Annotated in this window: 20 protein-coding genes and 1 pseudogene; 13 read left to right on the top strand and 8 right to left on the bottom strand. The window is 60.1% G+C overall.

Annotated elements, in window-relative coordinates; translation table 11 throughout:
• Positions 1-48 precede the first annotated feature (48 nt).
• From N8A98_RS00175 to N8A98_RS00150, 6 genes are all read right to left on the bottom strand, one after another.
• Positions 49-1,290, bottom strand: a complete 1,242-nt coding sequence (locus tag N8A98_RS00175) for a type II toxin-antitoxin system HipA family toxin (RefSeq protein WP_262165557.1) — start codon at positions 1,288-1,290, stop codon at positions 49-51.
• Positions 1,287-1,586 (bottom strand): helix-turn-helix domain-containing protein, encoded by a 300-nt coding sequence (locus tag N8A98_RS00170; RefSeq protein WP_262165555.1) that lies wholly within the window; start codon positions 1,584-1,586, stop codon positions 1,287-1,289. Before N8A98_RS00170 ends, N8A98_RS00175 begins: the two co-directional genes overlap by 4 nt.
• Before the next feature lie 328 nt (positions 1,587-1,914).
• Complete coding sequence (locus N8A98_RS00165) at positions 1,915-3,165, bottom strand: aminotransferase class III-fold pyridoxal phosphate-dependent enzyme (protein WP_262165554.1); 1,251 nt, start codon at positions 3,163-3,165, stop codon at positions 1,915-1,917.
• Positions 3,165-5,294 (bottom strand): ABC transporter permease, encoded by a 2,130-nt coding sequence (locus N8A98_RS00160; RefSeq protein ID WP_262165552.1) that lies wholly within the window; start codon positions 5,292-5,294, stop codon positions 3,165-3,167. Before N8A98_RS00160 ends, N8A98_RS00165 begins: the two co-directional genes overlap by 1 nt.
• Before the next feature lie 16 nt (positions 5,295-5,310).
• Complete coding sequence (locus N8A98_RS00155; RefSeq protein WP_262165551.1) at positions 5,311-6,399, bottom strand: ABC transporter ATP-binding protein; 1,089 nt, start codon at positions 6,397-6,399, stop codon at positions 5,311-5,313.
• A complete protein-coding gene (locus N8A98_RS00150) occupies positions 6,399-7,349 on the bottom strand; it encodes an extracellular solute-binding protein (RefSeq protein ID WP_262165549.1) in 951 nt (316 codons plus the stop codon). The genes N8A98_RS00155 and N8A98_RS00150 overlap by 1 nt, the downstream gene beginning before the upstream one ends.
• Positions 7,350-7,456: 107 nt before the next feature.
• On the opposite strand from N8A98_RS00150, the gene N8A98_RS00145 reads away from it, so the two are divergent.
• Positions 7,457-8,335, top strand: coding sequence for a LysR substrate-binding domain-containing protein (locus N8A98_RS00145; protein ID WP_262165547.1), 879 nt, complete (start codon positions 7,457-7,459; stop codon positions 8,333-8,335).
• A 24-nt stretch (positions 8,336-8,359) separates the two neighbouring features.
• On the opposite strand, the gene N8A98_RS00140 is transcribed toward N8A98_RS00145, so the two are convergent.
• On the bottom strand, positions 8,360-10,000 hold the full coding sequence (locus N8A98_RS00140) for a Na/Pi cotransporter family protein (RefSeq protein ID WP_262165546.1): 1,641 nt from the start codon (positions 9,998-10,000) through the stop codon (positions 8,360-8,362).
• A 177-nt stretch (positions 10,001-10,177) separates the two neighbouring features.
• A complete protein-coding gene (locus tag N8A98_RS00135) occupies positions 10,178-11,023 on the bottom strand; it encodes a glycerophosphodiester phosphodiesterase (protein ID WP_262165544.1) in 846 nt (281 codons plus the stop codon).
• 241 nt (positions 11,024-11,264) lie between these two features.
• Between N8A98_RS00135 and N8A98_RS00130 the strand changes: the two genes are divergently transcribed.
• The 12 genes and pseudogenes from N8A98_RS00130 to N8A98_RS00075 all read left to right on the top strand — a co-directional run bounded on the left by N8A98_RS00130 (position 11,265) and on the right by N8A98_RS00075 (position 23,869).
• The gene (locus N8A98_RS00130) at positions 11,265-12,164 is read left to right on the top strand and encodes a LysR family transcriptional regulator (RefSeq protein ID WP_262165543.1); all 900 of its coding nucleotides are present in this window, start codon (positions 11,265-11,267) and stop codon (positions 12,162-12,164) included.
• Between the two features lie 480 nt (positions 12,165-12,644).
• Complete coding sequence (locus tag N8A98_RS00125) at positions 12,645-14,216, top strand: ABC transporter substrate-binding protein (protein WP_262165541.1); 1,572 nt, start codon at positions 12,645-12,647, stop codon at positions 14,214-14,216.
• A gap of 61 nt (positions 14,217-14,277) precedes the next feature.
• Positions 14,278-15,225: an ABC transporter ATP-binding protein gene (locus N8A98_RS00120; protein WP_262165540.1), complete on the top strand. Its 948-nt coding sequence runs from the start codon at positions 14,278-14,280 to the stop codon at positions 15,223-15,225.
• The gene (locus N8A98_RS00115) at positions 15,222-16,223 is read left to right on the top strand and encodes an oligopeptide/dipeptide ABC transporter ATP-binding protein (protein ID WP_262165538.1); all 1,002 of its coding nucleotides are present in this window, start codon (positions 15,222-15,224) and stop codon (positions 16,221-16,223) included. The genes N8A98_RS00120 and N8A98_RS00115 overlap by 4 nt, the downstream gene beginning before the upstream one ends.
• Positions 16,220-17,152 (top strand): ABC transporter permease, encoded by a 933-nt coding sequence (locus N8A98_RS00110; protein ID WP_262165537.1) that lies wholly within the window; start codon positions 16,220-16,222, stop codon positions 17,150-17,152. The genes N8A98_RS00115 and N8A98_RS00110 overlap by 4 nt, the downstream gene beginning before the upstream one ends.
• A complete protein-coding gene (locus N8A98_RS00105; protein WP_262165535.1) occupies positions 17,139-17,999 on the top strand; it encodes an ABC transporter permease in 861 nt (286 codons plus the stop codon). The genes N8A98_RS00110 and N8A98_RS00105 overlap by 14 nt, the downstream gene beginning before the upstream one ends.
• 16 nt (positions 18,000-18,015) lie before the next feature.
• Positions 18,016-18,819, top strand: coding sequence for a glycerophosphodiester phosphodiesterase (locus N8A98_RS00100; protein WP_262165534.1), 804 nt, complete (start codon positions 18,016-18,018; stop codon positions 18,817-18,819).
• Positions 18,803-19,654 carry an inositol monophosphatase family protein gene (locus N8A98_RS00095; protein ID WP_262165532.1) on the top strand — a complete coding sequence of 284 codons (852 nt, stop codon included), beginning with the start codon at positions 18,803-18,805 and terminating at the stop codon, positions 19,652-19,654. Before N8A98_RS00100 ends, N8A98_RS00095 begins: the two co-directional genes overlap by 17 nt.
• Before the next feature lie 34 nt (positions 19,655-19,688).
• Positions 19,689-20,696 (top strand): aldose 1-epimerase family protein, encoded by a 1,008-nt coding sequence (locus tag N8A98_RS00090; RefSeq protein ID WP_262165530.1) that lies wholly within the window; start codon positions 19,689-19,691, stop codon positions 20,694-20,696.
• Positions 20,697-20,988: 292 nt separating this feature from the next.
• Positions 20,989-21,904 (top strand): annotated as a pseudogene (locus tag N8A98_RS00085) (nucleotidyltransferase and HEPN domain-containing protein).
• 301 nt (positions 21,905-22,205) lie between these two features.
• Positions 22,206-22,544 carry a helix-turn-helix transcriptional regulator gene (locus tag N8A98_RS00080; protein WP_262165529.1) on the top strand — a complete coding sequence of 113 codons (339 nt, stop codon included), beginning with the start codon at positions 22,206-22,208 and terminating at the stop codon, positions 22,542-22,544.
• A complete protein-coding gene (locus N8A98_RS00075) occupies positions 22,544-23,869 on the top strand; it encodes a HipA domain-containing protein (RefSeq protein ID WP_262165527.1) in 1,326 nt (441 codons plus the stop codon). The genes N8A98_RS00080 and N8A98_RS00075 overlap by 1 nt, the downstream gene beginning before the upstream one ends.
• Positions 23,870-24,116 lie beyond the last annotated feature (247 nt).

Raw genomic sequence — 24,116 nt, 5'->3', positions numbered from 1 at the left:
TCGTCAGCCACGACGCCATCCGCAATCCACACTAGAATGGTAAGGCGATCATCGGAGGAATGCCGCCAGCTCTTCAGTTCTTTCCTCGGAAAGGCCAGCTTGCGCGGCATGGTCACGCCAAACCGAGATCGCCGTTTTCACCTCATCGATTATCTGGTTGGCGCGCGCGACGGTTAGGCCAGCTCTGACCGCTTCGGCCACGAGGTGCTTTGAGGTCGGATTTCGGCCCTCACCGGCAATCGCCATGTTGTGCTCACCGCCCGGACCGAGCGAGAATGTCAAGTCATAGGCCGGGGAGGGAGACCAGCTGGCGTCAGGTGCCATGAGGAAAGCATGGTTCTTGGAGTGGTCATCCCGGTTGCGGGCAAGGACGTTGAAGGCCATACGACGCACCATGACGTCGACGTGGCGTTCGTCCCGTGTCAGCAGACGGGTCGCTTTCAAAAGCGCCGAATAGTCGACTTCTGGGGCCCTGTGGTCGGCATGAAGCAAGCCGCTCAGGGTGTGCATGTGAAGGGGCCCGTCCAATGTCCGGTCGAAGCGGCGCACGGCAAAGTAAGCGGCTCCGCTGCCGCCATGGAGTAGCCTCGTCGGGGGCATTTCGACGCCCGCTGCCTTCGCCATCAACGAATAGGCATACTCTTCAGGCCCGATTTCCTTCGGGTCCTGTTCGGAACGGAACTTGACTATCCATGGTTCGAACCCGGCGGGAAGGCCTTGGTTTCGGTCACCCATCGAAAGCCCGGTATCGGGGTTGAGACCGATGACGACCTTGGGACGAACGCCTCCGGAGCCGCCCTGAGCCGCTTGCAATCGCTCCACGTCGGCGGTCGGTGACTCCGCTTGGACCAATTCTGCCTGTTCGGCCAACCAATCGAGATCGAGTTCACCGACGTCAACGTCTTCGAGTTCGCCCACAGGTGTATAACGCAGTGCACCCATGCCGGTGTTTCCTACGAAGCTCAGCCGGTCCATCGGTGAAAGGGTCGAGTAGTCATAGCCCATTTTCTGGATGCGTCGGTTCAGCAGTTTACGACCCCATCCGTCGGGAAGGCTGTCGTTGAACAGTCCGTGCATGCCATCGAAGGGTGCATTCGGTGCAGGTTGGGCCCCTCGTTTCAGGGGTAGGCCGAAGGGAGAAAGTGCAAGCTTGGAGTCGAGGGCTGCCTCGCTGTACTCGAAATAGCTGCGACGTTCCCCAGTTCGCCATCCAAGGCGTCCGAGAGGCAACTTGTCGGCGCCCACGTCCAGGCTGACGTCGATTAGGACCACATGGTCGATTTGTTTCATTTGCGCCGCCCTCGCTTGCGTGGCGCCGCCTCGAGCACGTCATCGATGCTGGTGATAGGCCGGTCAGGAAATAGCGTTTCGATTTCGGCTTCGGCACCGAGAGCGAACGCGATCTTCACGATCGTCTCGAAAGAAGATTTGCCGGAACTCTCGAACAGCTTCAGCGTACCCAGACTTACCCCGGCGCGAGACGCCAATCCATTTTGAGTTAGGTTCTGCTCCAGCCTGGCACGACGCGCCCGTACGGCGACACCACGCATTGCGTCAGTAGGTGAATTCAGTTTAATGGATATCATAATGCCCATTATATGGGATAATCGCACATAATGGAAAAGATAATATCCCTTGCTGGTTATGTCTTCCGTATGAAGTCGATTTGTGCAACTGCACGCCCACCGCATAATGGGGCACGGACCATGCGAGCCGCAATCAGGTCTGAAACAACCTGCGACGGTATGCTACCATCCTATGAGCACGGCATCCTCCCGGACGGTTTTTGACGTCCAGATTTCGCGGTCAAGCTCGAACATTCCAGGCCGCATATTATGCGAGTCGTTGACGCCCGGTTTGCACCTTGGTCACGCGGTCGCGAGCACGCCGATATAGCCAGATACTGTCGTTCACTCAGACCACCGACCTCACTGCGATCGCGATGCTGTTAAGGGCTGTGACAAGCTCATCGTCGCTTATCGTCATCGGCGGTGAGAAGCCCAGCGCATCCCTACCCTTGGTGGTGGTGGAGATGCCGTGGTCGAGCAACGCCTGCAGCAGCGTAGCTTCAGTAACGCCAGCCAGAGCCTGCTGGTCGAGTTCGATGGCAAGGAGTAAACCCTTCCCACGCACCGAACGGATCGCCGGCATACTCCGGGCCAGTTCCGCGACGCGTTCGCGGACAACCTGCTCCAGCCGTGCCGCACGTGCCGGCAACTGGTCGCGCAGGATGATGCGAAGGCCGGTTAGCGCTGCCCGTGTGGTGAGCGGATTTTTCTCGTGCGTATAATGGCCCAGAGCCAACTCAGGGGCGATGTCGAAACGGGCGTCGGCGAGCACAGCAGCGATAGGCAATATGCCACCGCCCAGCGCCTTGCCCAGCACGACCATATCGGGCCGTGCACCAAAATGCTCGAAGGCGAAGAAGAGGCCGGTCTTGCCCAGACCCGACGGAATCTCGTCAAAGATCAGCAGCGTGCCGGCGGCGTCGCAGAGCCGTCGAACCTCGGGCCATAGCTCGAGGGAAGGGACGTGGCAATTGGACCGTATCGGTTCGGCGATTATCGCGGCGACGCCGCCCGGCGTCTCGCGCAGCGCCCGCTCAATATCCTCAATCATCGCCGCCGCGCCGTACTTCCAATAGGAGCGGACATGCACACGGTCTGGCAGGAAACTTCCCAGACGCCTGTCCGGTTCAGCACGCGATAGGCCAAAGGCGCCTAGGCCGTGGCCGTGATAGCAGCCCTCGAGCGAGACTGTCGCGCTGCGCCCCGTCACTACCCGCGCCAATTTCATCGCCAATTCGATGGCATCAGATCCGCCGGTGGTGAACAGAACCTTGGCCCGTCCGTCGGGCCATTGCGCCGTCAACAGTTCCGCGAGTTCGGTCGCCGGCTCGTTGGCATAACGGCGCGGCGAGAAGGTCAACTCGTCGAGTTGCGCCTTGAGCGCGGCAACCAGTTCCGGATGCGCGTGGCCGATATGGTGGGCGGTATTGCCGTGGAGGTCGAGATAGCGCCGGCCATCCATATCCTCGATCCAGCTGCCCGACACATGTCGGAGTGCAGCCAGACAGGGGCTCGACCCGTCTTGATGAAAAAACACGGCGGCGTCGCGGTCAACGAGGGCGGCACTGGCGGTGCCGGGCACATCACGTTCGATCATCAGAAAGTGGCTCCTGCGCCAACGACGCTCAATTGCTGCTGTTGCTTTGATCCGCTGCCCAGCCCCTGCGCCCGCCGCGTGCTGCGCTCGACCCAGACGACGATGGCCATGGCCAGGGCCGAAACCACCAGCAGTCCAACGCTTTTGGCAGCGGCGTAGCCGTAGTTGGACGAACTGGCGGCATTGAAGATAGCGACCGATGCAAGGTCGGTGCTGCCGCTGACGAGGAAGATGATCGAAGAGAGCGTGGTCAAACCGTCAATGAACACATAGAGCACGCCCAGCAGCGCCGCGATGCGGAGCATGGGAAGGGTGACCTCCCAAAACCGGCGGATCATGCCCGCACCCAGGCTTTCGGCCGCCTCGTCCACCGACTGGTCGATCCGCTGCAACGCGGCCCGCGCTGCCAGCACGCCGACATAGAGATTACCGAACATGATGTTGATGACGATGATCGCCTCAGTACCCGTCAGCGACAATTGCTTAATGCCAAAGGGCGCGTTGAAGGCGATGATATAGCCGACGCCGAAGATGATACCGGGCAGGATAGCCGGGATCAGCGCCTGGAACCCGATGATGTCACCCAGCGGTGGCTTCAGCCGTTCGGCGACATAGCCGATCGCAAGCGCCAGGAGACCACCGATCGGCGCCGCGATGGCCGCGACCCGGACACTGTTCCAGACCTCGCCGAGGCCCCCGTCGCGCGAGCCATAGCCGGTTCCCTCCATGCCGGCGCCGAGACCCTCAGGACTGAAATAGGCTAGCGTAAAGGTCCAGTCGACGCCCCAGATGCGAGTTACCGACCCCAGGGTCATGACAAGATAGATAGCGACGATCAGCACGCAGAAGAACCCGGCCAATCCCGTCAACCCAACGCGGACGGCAAGCGGTTGCTTGTGTTCGGCCGGCGTGCCCGCATCGTTGCTGACATAGCGTTTGCGCCGCCCGAACTGCTCGAGCGCCAAGTAGAGCAGCAGCGACGGCACGATCAGCCACAGGCAGATAGCCGAGGCCAGCGGCGTGTTCTGGAAGCCGGTGATCTCGTTGTAAATCACGCCGGCCAATACGGGCGTATCGCGACCCAGGATCATGGGATTGCCGAAATCGGTGAGGCTCTGGATGAACACCAGCACCACGGCGCGTTTCAGCCCGGGCCAGCTCAGTGGCAGGGTGATGTTGCGGAACAGCGCCAAGCGCCCTGCCCCCAGCATCAGCGCTGCTTCCTCCAGCCGCCCGTCCTGCCGGCGCATGGCATTATCGAGCACGATCAGCGTGGTGGGCAGGAAGGACAGGGTCTGCGCAATGACGATACCCAGTGGCCCATAGACATTGAACGTATCGGCACTGCTGATACCCAGTGTCTGCTCGAACAGCGTATAGGTGACGAGGCCGCGCCGGCCGAACAGCATGGTAGTCGCCGTCGCCACCAGGATGGGCGGCGCCACCAGCGGCAGCAGCAGGATATTGCGCGTCAGCGTCGGATTGGCGATGCCACCGCGATTAAGACCATAGACGATGGCATATGCGATGCTGACAGTGGTTAGGACCGAGATCAGTGCCAGCGTGACGCTGTTGACCGCGGCCTTGCGCAGGTAGGAGTCGGCGATGACGGCCACGTAATTGGCAAGCCCGTAGCGCTCGTCGGTGGCGGCGCGGAGCCGGCCGAAATCGTCCGTCGAGAGCTTGTCGCGCACGGCAAAAGCCAGCGCGATCCGCTTGTGCAGCATGATGTGTGCTATGGGGAAGGCCACGTCTACAGCCTGCCGTTCGGCCCCAGGCAGCGCTGCTAACGCAGTATCGATGGCCACCTGTTGGTGCTCGAAAGGATCAGCTGTGTTCCAGGTGGGCTCGAACCCGGCCAGCTCATAGGCCACCGCGGTCGCCTTGACCCGTTCGGACAGCGTGGACTCCCTCACCCACCGCTCGATCGAAGCCGTACGGTCGGCCTCGGGCAACAGGTCCAACGCCTCCTGGGTAATCGCAGCGAGACGCCAGTGCGGCAGCGGCCCGCTATTGTCGAAACTCTTGATCAGCACCAGGCCAACCGGCACGACGATGAAGACAAGCAGCAGCAGCGACACCAGCGATGCGGCGACAATGCCGGGCAGTCTGCGGATGATAGAGCTCACCACGCTGCCTCGCGGTCTAGCGGCACGACATGGGCATAATCGGGGCGCACATGAACCCGACCGTCCCTGGCCCGGTTTCCGGCGGTGGCCGTCGATGTTCCTCGACTAGGATATGCAAGCCATCGTCGCAGCGGATAGTAAGGCGCCGGGTCGGGCCGAGGAAGGTGGCGGAGACGACCGTGCCGGCGATGGAGCCAGACTGGCCACCGGGTTCGATGGCTAGGTGCTCGGGACGTACCAGGACCGTGACCAGATCTCCGATTTTAGCGCCGTCGACACTCACCGGCCAGAGCAAGTCATTGATACGCAGGCCTCCGGTCTCGACCGTGCCAGTCATCAGATTCGATGTTCCGATAAATTCGGCGACAAAGCGCGAGCGCGGCCGGTGGTAGATCTCGCCCGGTGTGCCGACCTGCTCGATGCGCCCTGCCCGCATCACCGCGACGCGGTCGGACAGCGCCAGTGCCTCTTCCTGATCGTGCGTCACATAGAGTGCCGTCATGCCCAGTCGATCCACCAATCCCCGCAACTCACTGCGCAGCTTGGCGCGGATACGCGCATCGAGCGCCGACATGGGTTCGTCGAGCAGCAGGATTTCCGGTTCCGCAGCCAGCGCCCGCGCCAAAGCGACGCGCTGCTGCTGGCCGCCACTTAGTTCATGCGGGTAGCGGTCGAGCAGACGATCGATCTCGACCAATGTCGCCAATTGCTCCACGCGTTGCGCTACTTCAGCGCGGCGTTTACCCGCCATGCGCGGGGCGAAGGCGATGTTTTGCGCGGCGGTCTTGGTGGGAAACAGCGCATAGGACTGGAATACGAAGCCCATACGCCGGTCCGCCGGCGGCATATGGGTTACATCGGCGTCCTGTCGCCAGATGCGGCCAGTATCGGGCGATGTGAAGCCGGCAATCATGCGGAGCAGTGTGGTCTTGCCGCAGCCGGAATCGCCCAACAACGTCACGAACTCGCCCTTGGCGATGCTGAGCTCAACGGCATCGACAGCGCGCGTGTCGCCAAAACTCTTGCTGAGTTTTTCGACGCGAAGATGCGGCCCACCCTTTTGGGCGAGCCGCGCTTCGAGCTTGTGTTCGACTTGATCGAGCATCAGTTGTTGACGAACTTTTCGGCCCACTGGCGGCGGAATGCCTCGATATCGACCGGGCGGCGCATGTTCCAGGTGGTGACTTCGTCGAGATTGACGAGGCCATAGCCCGGGACGGCGGTGGCGCCAACCAGGTCGCCGAGGATTTCGGCAGCGCCCTTGCTGGCCAGCCAATCAAGGAAGACCTTCGCCTCTTCCGGATGCTGCGCGCCGGCAACCAGGCCGCCACCCTCGCTGGTGTTAGGGGTGATGCGGCCGAAAACCACGTCAACCGGGCGACCCGAAGACTGGGTGGCATAACAGGTGGTGTCGTAGGAGAGGCCAATTGTGACTTCGCCCGTTCCGGCGAGCTGCGCGCCGCCCGACCCCCCATCCGAATACTGATAGACGTTTTCGTGCAGGTTCTCTACGAAGGGCCAACCAAAGGCATCAACGAAGGTCGCGAGAATGGTGGTGCCGGTACCGGACTGCATCGGCGAGGGCATAGCGATTTCGTTCTTGTAAGCTGGCTTGATCAGGTCTTCCCAGGTGGCGGGCATGGGCAGCCCCTTGTCGGCCAGGCGATCACGGTTGATCACCATGCACATAGTGGTAGCGAAGTAGCGGGTGTAGAAGTCGTCCGGGTCGCGGAATTCATCACGTATGTCGGTGCCGGCCGGGGCATAGGGTTCGAACACTCCGGCATTCTTGAGCTGCTCAAGCGCGACGTTGTTGACCAGATAGACTACGTCGGCCTGCGGATTGCCCATCTCTGCAATAGCGCGCTCGGTGATTGGGCCGGTGGAGCCGGATACGACCTGAAGCTTGATTTCGGGATGAGCGGCGCTGAAAGCAGCGCTCAGCGCTGCGCCGACGTCTTCAGACGCATCATAGACCACCAGGTCCTTGGCCTGGGCACTTGCGGCGAGCAGCAAGCCGATGGCTGCGGCTGTGGTGAAAAGAACTGGACGCATCACTGTCTCCTTGGATTTCCTGCCTCGGCAGTTGCGCAACCGTTATAAGTTTGCTGTATGGAGAGCATGTGCGATTTAAGTGACACTTATTTGACGATGAGACCGGAATGAACTTCGTCCAGTTGCGTGCCTTCCACGCCGTCGCCCAATACGGCACCTTTTCAGCCGCTGCGCAGGCGCTGAGCGTTAGCCAGCCAGCCGTGACCCAACATGTAAGGGCGCTCGAGGAAGCCATCGGCGGTCGGCTGTTTCACAGACGCGGCACCGGCGTCGAGCTAACGGCCGATGGCAATGACCTGCTGCCGCACGTGCATCAGATCATCAAAGGATTCGAGGATGTCTACGCGCGCCTGGAAGACGGCAAACAGCTCCGCGTCGGGCACCTTGCCATCGGCCTGTGCGGACCGCATGTGGCCATGCCGTTGATCCGCCAATTTCGTGCCACCCATCCTGGGGTGCGGATCGATACGCGCATGCACAATAGCAGCCAGCTTCTAGAACTAGTGGCCCAGTTGCGCGTCGACCTGGCGGTGGTAACCCTGACTGTCCCGGTCAACGACCTCGTCTGCCACAAACTGGCTGACCAAGATGTGCTGCTGCTGGTGCCGGCGGATCACGAATGGGCTAAACGGGACGCCATCGATATCGCCGAGCTTGAAGGCCGGCCCTTTGTGCTTCGCGAGCATGGGTCGATGACGCAGCGGGTTTTCGACACCGCGCTCGCGGCCAGCGGCGTCGGCATACGGCGTGAACTCGAACTGTCGAGCCGGGAGGCCGTCAAGGAGGCCGTTGCTGCGGGGCTAGGCCTTGGTGTCGTGCTCGACAAGGAATTGGGATATGATAGCCGGCTGGCTGGAGTAAAATTGACAGGTGCCGACCTCTCGGCCGCGGAGTATCTCGTCGCCCATCCTGAAGTGAGCGAATTAGGCGCGGTAAGGGAATTCATCGCAACAAGCTTTTCGGCGGCCAGGACCGAGGTATTGTAAACCCCGCGCAGCGCGCGCGATGACTCATCCCTTCCGAAGGCGGCTCGCGCGCAGCATGCCGGCCTCCTCGAGGATCGGCGCTGCCACGGACATCAGGTGGCCATTGATGCGCTTGAGGTCGCGCAGCACGTCCACGTGGAGAGACGTCGTCTGCAATGTATCGGGCCGCTGATCCTGCAGCCTGGACATGTGCCGCTCAACCGAGGCGCGCTCCTTGCGTCGGATCGTGACTTTGCCCTCCATGAGCCGCCGCGCGATCTGGGCGTCGCGGTTGATAAACACCCGCTGTGCGAGCTGGAGATTGTCGATGGTGTCGCGAAACAGATCTTCGATCTCGCTCATGCCTTCGGGCGAATATTGAAGCTGCTTCTCGATTTTCTTGACAGTCAGCCGCGAGAGGCTGCGCTCGGTGATGTCGCCCGCATGCTCGAGGTTGATGGCGTAATCGAGGATGTTACTGGACTGCCGGCGAGCTGCCTCGTCCATACCCGTTCTTTCGATGCGAGCGAGATAGAGTTTGATGGCTTGATGGACCGCGTCCACCTCGTCGTCGAGCTGTGACACGCTCCGGCAGAGATGTTCGTCATTGGTTCTGAGTGCGACGAGGCTGATCTCCAGCATTTTTTCGATGAGATCTCCGACACGCAGGGTCTCGCGCATCGCTGCGGCTAACGCGGATGGCGGGTCGGATATGAGCGCCTCGTCAAGATGGCGAGGGCCGGTGTCCTTTGCTGTTGGCTTGTCGGGAAAGAGCCGAGTGAGCAGTCGCGACATCGGACCGATGACGGGAAGAAAGACCAGCGCCAGCCCAACGTTGAAGGCCAGATGCGCCTCGATGGTCAATTGAGCCAGGTTCACGGAAGCTGGCAGATGATCAGTCAGCCACCCGGCTATCAACAGCAGAACCATCGCACCTGCTCCTCTGACTGCCAGGTTGCTGATGACAACACGCCGGGCTGCCGTGCCTTCGGATGCGGTGGCAAATACCGGGGGCAGCGCGCCGCCCACATTGGCGCCGGCGACTAGAAGCAGACAGAGTTCGTGACCGATGCTGCCAGCGGCAGCTAGCGACATGATGAAAAGAACCACGGCGAGGCTGGAAGCGGATACGGCCGCAAGCGCCGCAGACAACCCAATCGCGATAACCGGAGCATCGCTGAGCAGAGCAAAGAACGCCACAAGCGCTTCCGACTCTCGCATCGGCTCTGTCGCTTCCGACATCAGTCGGAGCGAAAGCAGCATCAGTCCGATACCGATGCCGATCTCACCTAGTCCCCGGCTACGGCGCGATTTTCGTGAGCCAACGATCACGCCCAGCAGGATCGTGATTGGCGCGAGCCAATGAATATCGAAGGAGAGTATCTGGGCCACAACAGCTGTCCCGACATTGGCGCCCAACATAACGGCCTGCGCCATTGCGGGCGCGACGAGCCCTTGCGCTACGAACGAGCTGACGATGACGGCCATGGCGGTGCTGCTCTGGAGGGCGAGCGTCGTGAGTAAGCCGGCTCCGAACGCCGTGAGGCGGTTTCGCGTGCTGGAAGCAAGGAACTGGCGCAGGCGGGCACCAAGCGCAGTGCTCACGCCGGACTTAAGCAGGCGCAAGCCCAATAGGAGCAGGGCGGCGGCCCCCAATAGATCAATTAGAACAAGTGTTGAGGCCAACAGACACTCCGCCGATCGAGGGGAGGCGCTTGAGTGACACGCTCCTGATGAAGGTGCCGGCGGGCAAACCGGGAGGTTTACTGCCCACCGGCTTCCCGCCCGCCTCACAAAGTGGCCGGGATGGCGAATTCGCGGCGGGATGGTCGTCCACCGGCATCGGCTCGGCGCGCGCAGGGGCTAGACCGCCGGGCCCGGTGACGTGATGGGATCGAGCCGGGCGACGGTGAGGCCGCTGTTGACGACAAAATCGACGGCCCAACCGACATCGTCGCAGACCAGCATGTCGATCAACCCGGCGCGCAGATAGACGTCGAGTTTTTCGAGATAGTCAGTGCCATAGCCGCGCCGCAATGCGAAGAATTCGGGCCGCGGCACGAAATGGCTCACCCCGATACCGGCGCCATGAAGGCTCTCGGCGAGATCGGGCGCAAACTGCGGATAGTCGGTATTCATGACATCCATCGTTGCCGAGCGGGCGCTGGCCGCCGGCTCAACGAGACGATGGTAGTTGATGCCCATGGTACGGATGCCAGGGGCAAGACGCTTGATGTCGCGCAGCACCACATAGTCGAATGAGCTGATAAGCACCCGCTCGAACATTCCTGCCGCCCTGAGCAGTGCGACCACCTGCTCGAGATAGGCTGCGTCCTCGACCTTGTCCTTAATCTCCACGATCAGCCCAAGTCCGAGGTCGTGGCAGAAGGCGAGCACGTTTTCGAAGAGTTCGATCGGCTGTCCCTCAATTGGCATGCCGTTGCGTGCCTTGGTGCGGAACTGGGCGATTTGCCCATAATCCAACTGCGAGATAAGGCCGGCGCCGGTCGAGGCGTCGTCGAGGATATCGTCGTGGAACACCACGAGCCGCTCATCGCGGGTCAAACGCAGGTCAATTTCACATAGCGAGGCGCCAAGCCCGGCGGCGTGGCGGAAGGCCGGACGGGTGTTTTCGTGGCCGTCTACGACATGGCCACGATGGCCGCAGACGAGAATGTGTCGAGAGCGCGAGGGTAAAAGATCAAACATAGGAATTCCTGTTGGAGACAGGCAATTGTCGACGGTTGAGATTGCGTGTCATAGCTATTATTCCCTGTCGCAGGGCACCGTCCGCAACGCGGCTGGTGCCACGCGAACAGATTTGTCGCTGGAGTACCGAAACGCCCGGAAAGCGTGGGTACCAACAGTGGACATCGTTTCCCTGTAGGGCCATTTTTAGGCTGAGCGACGGGGAAGAGACCAATGCTTAGTGCACGGAGTTCTATGCCCCATGGCTATAAACGTCACGCATCTAAGATCATTCTATCACGTTGCTCGGCTGGGCAGTTTCACCCAGGCGGCGAAGGCACTTGGCGTTTCCCAGCCCACGCTGACGCGGCAATTACTGACGCTTGAAGGTGATTTCGACGTCAAGTTGCTGCGCCGTAGCACGCGCAAACTCGAACTAACCGAGGAGGGCCGGCGGTTGCTGGAAATCTGCGAGCCGATCTTTGCAGGTCTCGAAGAAGCCGAGAGCTATCTCAGGACCGAGCATGAAAAGCTGGTGCGAGTGGACTCGGTATACACATCGCGCATGACAGACTTTCTGGCCTTCGGTCACCGCAACTTTAAGAGTTGCCGGTTCGATGTGCGCATGAGGCGCAGCAACGAGGTTTACCGCTCGCTGCTCGATGGCGATTGCGATATCGGCATGCTGACCCTGCCACAGGACAGTACCGAGTTTGACCACTTCACCGTCGGCACCTATCCATTAATTGCCCTCGTGGGGAATGATCATCCTTGGCGCAGCAGAAAAACGGTCTCGGTATTCGAGCTAGTGGGACAGCCGGTCGTCGCGACATCGCATCTCAGCCAATCGCGCCACGCTCTCGACCGGGCGCTTCAATCCCGCAATCTCAATATAGATATCGTACAGGTGCTCGATTCTAACGAAGTCATCCTCGATGTCATCCGCAACTCGGCAAGTGTCGGCCTCATGGGCTATACCGGCCTGATCGAGCGCGGCGTCGACCATTATGTTACCTTTGATGAGCCCGACATGTCGGTCGCTCTCCATTTCGCTTGTTCCCATACTGGTAGTAGCCGCGGCGTCACCCGAGCGATCTTCAACCTTTGGAAACGTGAACTGCGCGCGGGCGCGCATCCTGCTCTGCCAAGCGCGGTACGCTGAGGCACACCACTGGGTTGGCGGTAGAACATCGGCCGGCAACGCTCACTTGCGATGGCTCAAACGGCCGCTTTATAGCCGAAAGCCTTGATGCCCCGAACAAATCACCCCTTCGGGCGGCGTGGCAGAAATAATCTCAGATGCATGACGCTTATAGCCTGGAGGCATAGAACTCCGCGCACTAAGCATTGGCCTCAGCCGCTTCGTCCGGCCTAAAAATGCCTGCAGAGGAGACAACGCCCACCACCAATACCCTCGCTTTCCGGGCGTTTCACAATTCTCTCTATGACCTGTTTTTGCGTTGCCCTCGCCGCACCTTGGACGGTGTTCGAGGACAGGGAATAATAGCTATGACACGCAGTCTAGACCGCCGGATGATCGTCCCGAGAGACTGTTCTCCCGGGAGCTGGCGTGACGTCACCGGATGGCTCTTTATCTTTGTGAGCCCATCAACAGCATCGACACAGAGCAGGGAGGAACCAAATGCTCAGAACTGATCGTAGGAACTTTTTGATTGGCGTGAGTGCCGCGGCCTTGCTGGCATCAACGTCGGGCGTCAATCTGGCGTTTGCGCAGGAGCGGCGCGAGCTGCGGTTGGGAGTTAATGGGCTCCCCAACTCGCTGGAACCGGTGAATGCCATCAGCAATACCGGCGTTCGCATTGTTACCCAGATTTTCGACACGCTTATCGCACGTGACTGGTTTCACGACGGTGCCCCTGGCAACGGCAGCGAGTTGGTGCCGGCTCTGGCCGAGAGCTGGGAGCGCATCGACGACAAGTCGGTCCGCTTCAAGCTGCGTCAGAACGTCTTGTTCCACAACGGGGTGGAGATGACGGCGGACGACGTGGCCTACACATTCTCATCGGATCGGCTGTGGGGCGACGAGGCGATCAAAACGATCCCCAATGGCCGCAACTTCTCGCCCAACTGGGACGAGCCGGTCGTGGAAGACAAGTATACCGTGGTCCTGCGTACCAAAACGCCGTCTTACCTGATCGAAAAGATCGTGGCGTCATGGGTTGGTCGCGTCGTTCCCAAGGAATATTATCAGGGTCTTGGGGCGGTCGAGTTCGGCAACAAGCCCATTGGCACTGGGCCCTACAAGTTCGTCGAGTTCATTGCCGGAGACCGTGTGGTTCTTGACGCCAATGACAACTATTGGGGTGAAAAGCCGTCTGCCTCGAAAATCACCTACCAGGTGGTGGCTGAACCGGCCACCCGCGTGGCGGGGCTGATCAGCGGCGAATACGATATTGTTACGACGCTGACCCCGGACGACGTGGCACTCGTCGATAGCTATCCGGATCTCGAAACCCGTGGAACTCTGATCGAGAACTTCCACATGTTCACCTTCAACATGAACCAGCCAGTCTTCAAGTCGAAGACGCTTCGGCGCGCCATGGCTCTCGCCGTCAACCGCCCGTTGATCGTCGAGGCGCTGTGGAAGAACCTGGCGGTGATCCCCAATGGCCTCAACTTCCCGCATTTCGGCGCGACCTATGATCCGGATCGCCGTCCTCTGGAGTATGACGTCGCGGAGGCCAAGCGGCTGGTGGCAGAAAGCGGCTACGACGGCACGGCGATTACCTACCGCACTATGGGCAACTACTACGCCAACGCTATCCCGGCATTGCTGATGATGATCGAGATGTGGAAGGAGATCGGCGTCAATGTCGTGCCGGAGATTTATGCTCCCGGCACGACGGCCAAGGACGAAGATATCTGGATCAGGAACTGGTCCAACGGCCTCTCCCTGACCGATGCCCTGAACACCATCGTCTCCGAGTTCGGACCGGGCCGCGGCATTCAAACGCGCTGGGGCTGGGAGGCGCCGGCCGAGTTCAACGAACTGGCGATGAAGGTGCAGGAGCTGCCGGACGGTCCGGAGCGTTTCGACGCTTTCAACCGCATGCGCGACATCTTCGAGGAAGAGGCGCCAGCCGTCATCCTCTACCAGCCGTTCGACGTTTATGGTGCACGCAAGGACGTGAACTGGAAGCCGGTAAGCTTCGAAACGATGGAATTGCGGGCGCACAATCTCAGCTTCAACTGAGAGGCGTTGGACGAGTTGGCGGCGCGCATCCTGGTGCGCGCCGCCCGCGGAGGAACATTCATTGTCAAATCTACTAACGGTTCGAGACCTGGTCGTTCAGGTGCCGGCGCGATCAACCAAAATCATTGATGGCATCAGCTTCTCGCTTGATGCCGGCCAGACGCTCGGGCTGGTCGGCGAGTCTGGCTGTGGCAAGAGCATGACTTGCTACGCCATCGCCAGGGCGTTGCCGCGTGGCATAGCACAAACGGGCGGCTCCATAGTGCTGGCCAAAGATACTGACGGCACCGGCAAGCCGGACGACCCGACGATAGCCATGATCTTTCAGGATCCCACAAGCAGCCTCAATCCAGTTCATACGATTGGGTATTATCTGGAATCGAGCCTCTATCGGCATCAGGGCCTTAAGGGCGCCGACGCGCGCATGGAGGCGATGCGGCTGCTGGAACGTGTGGGCATCGACCAGGCCAAGAGCCGGCTGCGCTCATATCCCCACCAGTTCTCGGGCGGCATGAACCAGCGCGTGATGATCGCGCACGCTCTGGCTGCCAAACCAAAATTGCTCATCGCCGATGAACCCACAACGGCATTGGACGTCACGACGCAAGCCCAGATCCTCTACCTGCTGGAGGAACTGCGAGCGGAAACCGGCATGGCCCTTTTGATCGTGTCGCATGACCTGGGTGTGATCGCCCGCCTGGCAGATCGGGCCGCCGTCATGTATTGCGGCAAGATCGTCGAGACAGCGCCCGTTGGTGAGCTGCTGGAGCGGGCTGCCCATCCATATGCCCGCGCTTTGATCGACTGCATGCCCACGATTGATCCCGACGACCTTGCGCCGCCAATTCCCATCCCCGGATCGGTTCCGCTGCTCGAGAACCTTCCGGCGGGCTGCTATTTCCATCCCCGCTGCCCTCGCGCGACCGAAGTGTGCACCGTCAGTTTCCCCGATCCGACAAATGTCAGCCCTTTCCATGAGGCCTCCTGCTACCACCCGGTGGCCGCATGAGCCCCCCTCTCCTCCAAGCTAGCAATCTGACCAAAACCTTCCGGTTGCGATCCGGGCTGTTTGCAAGAAAAGCCAGCCATGTAGCGGTCAACGCCATCGACCTGGAGCTCGCGCCCCAAGAACGCATCGGCGTGGTGGGCGAGTCCGGCAGCGGAAAGTCGACGCTGGGCCGTCTCCTGCTCGGCCTGACCCCGCCGACGCTGGGTGAAGTCAGGTTCGAAGGCGTGGAACACAGGGACCGCCGACCGCAGGACTGGTCCAGATTTCGCATGCAGACGTCCCTAGTGCAGCAAAATCCGCTCTCGGCCCTCAACCCGCAAATGACCATTGGGGAGCAGGTGGCAGAGGCCGTGTGGGTGCATCGGGTGGCCGATCGCAACGGTGCCCGCGAACGAGCGGCCGCCATGCTCGAAAGGGTTGGCCTGTCGAGTGCGATGATGAGCCGTTTTCCCCATCAGATGTCTGGCGGCCAGCGACAGCGCGTTGTCATCGCGCGCGCTTTGATCCTGCAGCCCAAGCTGGTTGTGTTCGACGAGGCCGTTTCGGCTCTCGACGTATCGGTGCAGGCGCAAGTGGTTTCGATCCTGAGGTCGCTCTGGCAGGAGTTGGACCTGGCCTATGTCTTTATCACGCATGACCTGCGCATCGTCCGACACCTGGTTGACCGCATCGCTGTCATGTATCTGGGCCGTGTTGTCGAAACAGGGGACATTCGGTCCGTCTATGCGTGGCCGCGTCACCCCTACACCAGAGCCCTCCTGGCCTCGGTGCCGACGATGGACCCGCTGGTCCGAAACGTGGCGCCGCCCATCCAGGGTGAACTGGACATCAGTAAGCTATCGCAGGGATGCGCGTTTCGGTCACGATGCCCATTCGCCATCGAGCGATGCACGACCGAGGTCCCGGCGCTTCGTCTGGTTGAACACCAGGATGTGGCCTGTCATCGAGCCGAGGAATTCCCACGGCCGGTTGCGACCCGGATGGAGGTCGCGCAATGATTTCCTTCATCCTCGCACGCCTGTTTCGGGCCCTGGTTGTCCTTTTTCTCACCGTGACATTCGTCTTCATCGTGCTTCGGGTGAACGGCGATCCGGCCGAACAGATGCTGGGCGATCTCGCTTCGCCCGAAGCGCTGGAGGCATTCCGCAGCAATTGGGGCCTCAACCGATCGATCCCCGAGCAGTTCTTCATCTATGTGACCAACGCGCTGCGTGGCGATTTCGGTGTGTCATCCGCCGATGGTAGGCAGGTGTTCGCGGTCATTGCCGAACGTGTTCCCAAGACGCTGTTGGTGACCGTTTCGGCCTTCGTCCTGATTATGCTCTTCGGGATTCCGGCCGGAATTCTCGCAGCGGTGCGTCGTGAGAGTCCCGCCGACAAAGCCGTCATGGCGGGTGCGGTGATTGGATACAGCGTTCCCAACTTCCTGCTCGGCGTTGCCCTGATCTTCGTATTTGCCGTCTGGTTGCGTGTGCTGCCCAGCTCGGGCAGTTCCACCTGGCAACATGCGATCCTGCCGACAGTTACCTTTGCCATGGCAGGCGCGGCAGCAATTTCCCGTTTTACCCGCTCCACAATGATCGACGTGCTTGGCCAGCCTTATATCGTCGCGGCCCGTGCAGACGGCGTGCCCGAATGGGAGGTCATCCTTCGGCACGCCCTTCCAAATGCCGCGATCCCCATGGTGACCATGTTGGGCTTTAGCGCCGGAGGGTTGTTGGGAGGCGCGGTGCTCGTCGAGACCGTGTTTGCGTGGCCCGGTCTGGGCAGCGGCTTCGTTCGCGCCGTCAATACCGGCGATCTCAACGTCGTGCAGGCCATGATTATCACCTTCACCACGTTCATGGTCACGATCAACCTGACCGTCGACATTCTATACGCCGTCCTCAATCCGAAAATCAGGTTGCAGAACAATGACGCAAGCTAGGACGCTGCCGAGCTGGCAATTCCGAACGTTCGCCTCCCGCCTGCCGGCCAGTATCTGGCTGTGCACCATCTGGGTGGTAGTGGTCGTGGTCGTAGGCGCAACGGCACAATGGATTTCGCCTTATGACTATCTGCAGCAGGCCCCGCTTTCGCGCTTCGCGCCGCCCGGCGCGCTGCCGGGGCATCTGCTGGGCACCGATTATCTTGGCCGCGATTTGCTCAGCAACATACTGGTCGCAACCCAGACGTCATTGATGATCGCGCTTGCCGGCTCGGCGATCTGCGCACTTATTGGTACAAGCCTCGGCTTCCTTGCCGCCCATTTTGGCGGCTGGATCGACAATCTCATCATGGGCTTTGCCGACGCCATGGCGTCAGTGCCCTTCATCATCTTTGCGCTGGGCGTACTGGCCTTTTTCGGTTCGAGTCCGCTGCTTTTTGTCTTCCTCGTCGGCGTGGCCTCCTGGGAACGCTATGCGCGCCTGACCCGTGGCCTCGTACTGAGTGCCAACCAGGACGGCTATGCAGAGGCGGCTCGCATCGTGGGCGTTCCATCCCTGCGCATCTACCTGCGCCACATTCTTCCCAATATTGCTGGCCCTCTCATCGTCCAGCTCACGGTGAACTTTCCCGAGATCATTTTGCTCGAGAGCGGGTTGAGTTTTCTGGGTCTGGGTATCCAACCGCCCGCGACGAGCCTTGGCCTCATGGTTGCCGACGGCAGAAATTACGTTGCAATCGCCTGGTGGCTCACCGCCCTGCCCGGCTTGATCATAGTGCTCACCACTTTGTCCATAAGCCTGCTCGGCGACTATTTGCGCGATCGTTTTGACGCGCGCCTACGCTAGAAAAATAGGAGAAATAATGAACCCGCTGCTCATGACGCCGGAGACGATAAGGATCGCCGGACATCGCGGCCATAGCGCCGGTGCGCCGGAGAACACCATCGCCGCGTTCCGGAAAGCTCGCGAGTTTGGCGGCCATGGCATCACCTGCGAGACCGACCTTGCGCTGACCAGCGATGGCGAGTTCGTCTTGATTCATGACGAGACCGTGGACCGCACCACCAATGGTCATGGTCTTGTCCGCGACATGAGCTATGCCGATCTCGCCAAGCTCGATGCAGGCCGATGGTTTGGTGAAGCCTTCGCGGGAGAACGCGTCCCGCGTCTCACGGACGCCCTACAACTGGCGCGCGAACTGGGGATCATCTACCAGCTCGAGCTCAAGATATATGACCGGGACGATGTCATCCTCCCCAAGCTAAGGGCGCTGATCGACGAATTGGGCTGCGCCGACCTATTGCAGTTCTCTTCCTTCGATTTCGTTCAACTGAGGGCGCTCAAGAAGGCTATCCCTGAGGTTCCTACGGTCGGTCTGTCGCATTCCCGCCTGATCGATCCTGCCGCCATTGCGCGGGAAGCAAATGTGGATGCGATCAATCTCGAAATCCAGCACTTCCCAAGCGGCGAAGCGCATCAGCTCCACGACGCCGGCTTCGCGGTCTTCTTGCATGTTCCGCGCCCGGAGCGGCTTGAGAAGCTCAAGTCATACGGCGTGGACGTGGAGGCTCAGGCCGTCCGTTGGGTACGGGAGGGTCAATTGGATCAGATCATCAGTGACGACGTCGCGCAGATGGCCAGGATCAGGAATGAAGCTCGTGGCTGATTTTAACGGATCGACATTGCCTGAACGCGCCACGGAGTCCGTTATCGAGGAAATCGCACGTAGCGCAGGAGAAATTGCTCTGCGGTACTTTCGGTCATTGGCCAGCATACCGGTTGAGAAGAAAGGCCATCTTGATCTCGTCACCAAGGCCGACAGAGAGGTCGAGGAATTCCTGATTGCCAGCCTGCGTCAGGTGTTTCCAAACGACGGTGTCTATGGCGAAGAGGGCGGCAACATCGCGGGCACTTCCGGGCGGATATGGGTGATCGACCCGATTGATGGGACGTTCAATTTCGTGCGGGGCGGGCAGAACTGGGCGATTTCGATCGGCCTCTATGAAAATCGGCGTCCGACATTCGGGGTAATCTACGTCCCTGTCCGCGACCTCATGTTGAGCGGGGGTGGGTCTGTCGAAACCCGGCTGAACGGCAAGCCGATGCGATCTTTGCCTGTGCTCGATCTATCGCAGGCCTCTATGGGGATCGGTCTACATCCTTCGGTCGCCACACAGGATCGTCTCGAACTATTGCGCTATATTTCCGACGAACTACGCATCGCGTTCCGCTGTTGCGGGTCTTCTACCCTCTCCCTCATCGAGGTGGCCATGGGTGAGACCGATGGCTACGTGGCGCTCGGCGATTCGACCTGGGATGTGATGGCCGGGCTGCCCATCCTCAGCAATCTTGGTGTGTCTCACACAATCGATTGGGATCGCACGGATCTCGGCGCAAAGCTACGCTTCGCCTGCGGAAGCGAGGCGTTTCTGGCAAAGGTGCGGCCTCTACTGGAGAGCGTCGGCGGCAACCCCATGTCGGGCGCTGCCAGCCATGGATAGCGGCGTCCCCTCAAACGTTTGCCCGGGTCGTGATATGTCGGCTGCGCAATTGCGCCGGCGCACCGTGGACGGCAGGGGCGCCGCCGACATTCGGATGTTGCAGGTTGAGGATGGTCCAGGGCGAGGACAGCGGCTGCTTGTCGTTCGCAACGCGGCGGGCATTGCCTTCGAGATCGCTGTGGACCGGGGCTTTGATATTTCCAACATGACCTGGCGCGGCATAAATATCGGCTGGAACAGCGCAAACGGGATGCCGTGGCCGCCCAACTCGGTCGATGCCGAAGAGGGCGTTGGTTTTTACAGGAACTTCGATGGCTTCCTTGTCACCTGTGGCCTGGACCATATCGGTGGCGCCCGCCGAAGTGACGCGGACCGCTATATCCACAAACATCGGAAGGAGGTTTTCCATCCCCTGCATGGCAGGATTTCCAGCCAGCGGGCCACGCTTTCGGGCTACGGCATCGACTGGACGACAGACGCCCCGATCATATGGGCCGAGGGCGTTGTCAGGCAGAGTTCGGTGTTCGGAGAGAACCTTGTGCTGCGCCGTCGCATCGTGGTGGATGTTTTCGGCCAGGCGATCCGCATAGACGATGCCGTCGAGAATCGAGGATTCCGCCCCACGCCGCATGCGATCCTCTACCACATAAACTTCGGCTATCCGTTTCTTGATCAGGCGACCCGAATCTCCGGTGACTTGACCAAGGATATCGTCTCGGCATTCAACAGCGAGGACAAGCGCCCACGGGATGACTTCGTCGACTATTACCAGGAGACGCCCGTCATTTCCGATCTGCCGACGGCTTCGGTCGAGCTGCACAATAGTGCTCTGCTCGGAGGATTATGCGTCCAGCTGTCGTTTCCTCGTAAAGCACTGCCGACTTTCGGAATCTGGAGAGCTTTTCAGTCCGGTGTTTATGCATTCGCGCTGGAGCCGGCCCGCCGATTTAGTTGGGACGGGGCAGATGACTCAATCACTCTGGGAGCCGGAGAGACCGCCGCCTACCAGATCGAAATAGCACTGCGCCCCACCAGCGAATAGAGAATGCCCCTGGTGCCGTGTCCGGATCGACAAGCCAGGGTCGCCGCATCGGCGCCGACTGTGGAGCCGAGGTCTCTCAGCGAGGGTTTTACTGACCAATAATTCGATATGAATTCTGGTCAGTTGATTGACGCCACGCTTATGCGCAAAATCGCCATGGCAGGAGGTCGAACGTCGCAAAGATCTCTCACGCCGTTCTCCTCAGCCGGCCCAGTGGAGTTGTGTGTCGACTCCTGGTTGGGCATAGTTCACAAGCCGAATTGTTCGCGAACCTGAAGGGGGCCGTCCTGGAATGAAGATCAGCCTCGATCACCTTCCCGAAAGCAAGCAGCGCAATGTCGCGCGTATCGTCGAGATCATCCACGAGGAGTTCGATGACGCGCTCAAGGAAGCCAAGTCAGAGGCCAAGCGCCGTGGGCGCATCCTGAAGATCATTCTGTTCGGATCTTACGCCAAGGGCACCTGGGTCGATGAGCCTCACACCATTGAAGGGCTATCGTTCAGACTTCGATGTCCTGGTGCTCGTCAACGAGAGCCGTTTCGCGGGGTTTGAATATTGGGATCGGGCCACGGACCGACTGAACCGCGACGCCGCCATCGGCGTGCCAGTAGGCCTGATCGTGCATTCAGGTCGCGAAGTGAACAATACTCTGCGCAATGCGCAGTACTTCTTCTCGGACATCCGCAAAGAAGGCGTCCTTTTCTATGAGATGGATGATCGGGAGCTAGCTGAGCCGGGCATTCTCTCGCCGCAGCAGGCTTTGGAAATCGGTCGAGAGCAGTACAACCAACGCTTTCAGGTTGCCTTCAATTTTCTGAAAGGTGCCAGATTTTATCAGACCGAACGCAATGATAAAGAAGCCGCATTTCTGCTTCACCAGTCGATTGAACAAGCTTATGCAACAGTGCTGCTGGTGCTGACGAATTACAGCCCGCCCTCGCATAACCTGAAATTCCTGCGGATGCTCGCCGAGGATCGTGACCGTCGCCTCATTGAGGCCTGGCCACCCGACCAGCACCGCCATAATGCCTGGTTTAATGTTCTCAACGAAGCCTACGTCAAGGCCCGCTATTCCAAGCATTATGAGATCAGCGAAGAAGCGCTGGCATGGCTCATCGAGCGCACCGAGCATCTGCACGCGCTTGTCCGGACGGTGAGTGAAGAACGCCTGGAAAACCTAGAAAAAGTCGCGATAGACGAGCGCTAGCCGCCGGCGAAGCATACGGCGTTTGTATCCCTCAATGTCGTGAACGCACAGCATGCCGGAGCGGAGGACGGCAAAGCCGTTGCGTTAAGGCAGACCTAGGCTCTAGAGGGCCGAACTGAGGTCGGCGCGCTGAAGGTGCAATAAGGCAGTGTCCTCCAGCTCGAACTGAGCCAATGCTCTGTTTCGGATAACGCTACCGTACGGGTGCAAATTGCGGGACCGCTGGTACAAAGCTACCGTACGGGAGCAACTAGTAGCATGAACCCGCAAGATGTGGTACCAGCTACCGTACGGGAGCATAATGATGATGAAGCCCAGTGATACGAAGGACGCTGTATCTGCCCTAGAGTTGGCGGCTAAAAAGACAAACCAGTACCTAAAGGGGGCCATTAGCGGAGAGGGGACATTGTCAGCAAAGCTGACCGTATCCCGTGAGATCCGCTCTCTAGACCAGCTTGGCGAATTCGTGATGACCCGTCGAAAGGCAAAAAAGCTCACCCAACAGGAGTTTGCCGATCTAGCAGGTGTGGGTCGGCGGTTTGTGTCGGAGCTCGAATCCGGCAAGCCAACTGCGGAAATCGGCAAAGTCCTAAAGGTGCTGAACGCCCTGGGTATCGACCTCATCGTGAAGGATCGTTGATGCCCATAACGTTGGACGTCCGACTTGATGGTTTCGACCAGCCGATCGGTCACCTGTTTGGGGACGACCGCGGCGGGGTCGCGTTTGCATATCGCCCCGACTATTTGGCGCGGCCGGACGCTATGGCGATATCAATGTCTCTTCCGCTTAGCGAAACCGGTTACGGCGACCCACCTACTCGCGCCTACTTCGACAATCTCTTGCAGGAGCGCGATACGGCCAGAGCCGACATAATCGCCAAGTATGACATCGCCAACGATGACATCGCAGGCATATTGCTTCACCTCGGCAAGGACTGTTCGGGCGCAATATCGGTCTTACCGGAGGGAGCGCCGGCCACAAAGGTGCCAGGCGATCTATTGGCGGACTATGTGCCTCTGGCCGATGATCGTCTTATCGCGATCATCCAGTCGTTGCACGAGAGACGTGCCCTACCCGCGGACGTGCAGGATCCCTCGCCCCTCGCAGGCGTCCAAAGCAAGATCGCGGTTACCCGCCTTCCCGACGGACGCTTCGCTGAGCCGCGTGAAGGGTCTGGCGCGCCAACGACGCATATATTGAAAGTGCCCGATGACCGACACCGGCGCGACGCGCTGCACGAGCACGCCGCAATGGAGCTTTCTCGCTCATTTGGCTTCCCGACCGCATCCACAAGCGTTGTGGAAATAGGCGGTATTTCCGTTCTGGCTGTAGAGCGATTTGACCGGAAAATCGATCAAGACGGCAGGATCATTCGCCGCCATCAGGAAGACTTCTGCCAAGCCCTTGGGCTCCCTGCCCGACAAAAATACGAACGAAGGGGCACCGAAGGACGGCGCTTCGATGCGGTCGCCGTTGGTCAACTGCTCGACCAAACGATTGACCCGGCCGTAGAAAAGCGTCTCTTCGTCGAAGAGACCTTCTTCGATCTCCTCATCGGAAATGTCGACGGTCACGCCAAGAATTTCTCAATCTTTCATCTTCCGGGAAACCGAATACATAGCACCCCCCGTTACGATGTCATGCCCACCATGCTTGACCGCGGCACCACCGACGAGTTTGCTTACCGCATCGGAAATGCTGAACTTCTCAACGCGTTGAGCTGGGACGCTGTGGACGATTTTCTGGCCGCCCTAGGTTTTTCCTCAAGAGCCGGGCGGCGTCGATTGGCTGGCGACATCGTTCCCGCCACAATTCGGCGTCTTAACGAGAAAATCGAAGACATCGCTGCGGAATACCTTAAGGACTTCGCGGACCTTTTAGCCACCAACATCCGCACGACTTGCCGTCGGCTGGACATCGAGATCCCCACGCCGGCCGGCGACCGAGACACCTTCGTCCGCTAGCATGTCCGCAGGCTGGTGAGCGCTTCTGCCGGAGAAGCTCGTGATCGACACCCTGCAGCGATTTCGTGAGGCGGGTGCGCGCCCAGCGGTTAACCGCTCTGATCGCGTAGCCCGCTCGACTGACAGGCAACGAACCCCCGTTTGGGAGCAGAGTCCACTCAGATGCGCAACCAGATTGGGGTGGTAAGCAGAATGACAGCTTTTGGAAACGCATAGGAGATAGCTGACATCCGCCATCGCCCCGCCG

This window comes from Devosia neptuniae (genome assembly GCF_025452235.1).
Lineage (GTDB): Bacteria > Pseudomonadota > Alphaproteobacteria > Rhizobiales > Devosiaceae > Devosia.
Note: the sequence above shows the minus strand (reverse complement) of the source record. Positions and strands in the feature narration are given on the sequence as shown.

What these genes read in the sequence shown, in the direction of transcription:
- N8A98_RS00105 (WP_262165535.1), top strand. Translation starts at nt 17,139, where the DNA reads ATGACGCAAGCTAGGACGCTGCCGAGCTGGCAATTCCGAACGTTCGCC.
- N8A98_RS00125 (WP_262165541.1), top strand. Translation starts at nt 12,645, where the DNA reads ATGCTCAGAACTGATCGTAGGAACTTTTTGATTGGCGTGAGTGCCGCG.
- N8A98_RS00095 (WP_262165532.1), top strand. Translation starts at nt 18,803, where the DNA reads ATGAAGCTCGTGGCTGATTTTAACGGATCGACATTGCCTGAACGCGCC.
- N8A98_RS00150 (WP_262165549.1), bottom strand. Translation starts at nt 7,349, where the DNA reads ATGCGTCCAGTTCTTTTCACCACAGCCGCAGCCATCGGCTTGCTGCTC.
- N8A98_RS00090 (WP_262165530.1), top strand. Translation starts at nt 19,689, where the DNA reads ATGTCGGCTGCGCAATTGCGCCGGCGCACCGTGGACGGCAGGGGCGCC.
- N8A98_RS00155 (WP_262165551.1), bottom strand. Translation starts at nt 6,399, where the DNA reads ATGCTCGATCAAGTCGAACACAAGCTCGAAGCGCGGCTCGCCCAAAAG.
- N8A98_RS00080 (WP_262165529.1), top strand. Translation starts at nt 22,206, where the DNA reads ATGATGATGAAGCCCAGTGATACGAAGGACGCTGTATCTGCCCTAGAG.
- N8A98_RS00130 (WP_262165543.1), top strand. Translation starts at nt 11,265, where the DNA reads ATGGCTATAAACGTCACGCATCTAAGATCATTCTATCACGTTGCTCGG.
- N8A98_RS00145 (WP_262165547.1), top strand. Translation starts at nt 7,457, where the DNA reads ATGAACTTCGTCCAGTTGCGTGCCTTCCACGCCGTCGCCCAATACGGC.
- N8A98_RS00165 (WP_262165554.1), bottom strand. Translation starts at nt 3,165, where the DNA reads ATGATCGAACGTGATGTGCCCGGCACCGCCAGTGCCGCCCTCGTTGAC.
- N8A98_RS00170 (WP_262165555.1), bottom strand. Translation starts at nt 1,586, where the DNA reads ATGATATCCATTAAACTGAATTCACCTACTGACGCAATGCGTGGTGTC.
- N8A98_RS00110 (WP_262165537.1), top strand. Translation starts at nt 16,220, where the DNA reads ATGATTTCCTTCATCCTCGCACGCCTGTTTCGGGCCCTGGTTGTCCTT.
- N8A98_RS00135 (WP_262165544.1), bottom strand. Translation starts at nt 11,023, where the DNA reads ATGTTTGATCTTTTACCCTCGCGCTCTCGACACATTCTCGTCTGCGGC.
- N8A98_RS00100 (WP_262165534.1), top strand. Translation starts at nt 18,016, where the DNA reads ATGAACCCGCTGCTCATGACGCCGGAGACGATAAGGATCGCCGGACAT.
- N8A98_RS00175 (WP_262165557.1), bottom strand. Translation starts at nt 1,290, where the DNA reads ATGAAACAAATCGACCATGTGGTCCTAATCGACGTCAGCCTGGACGTG.
- N8A98_RS00075 (WP_262165527.1), top strand. Translation starts at nt 22,544, where the DNA reads ATGCCCATAACGTTGGACGTCCGACTTGATGGTTTCGACCAGCCGATC.
- N8A98_RS00115 (WP_262165538.1), top strand. Translation starts at nt 15,222, where the DNA reads ATGAGCCCCCCTCTCCTCCAAGCTAGCAATCTGACCAAAACCTTCCGG.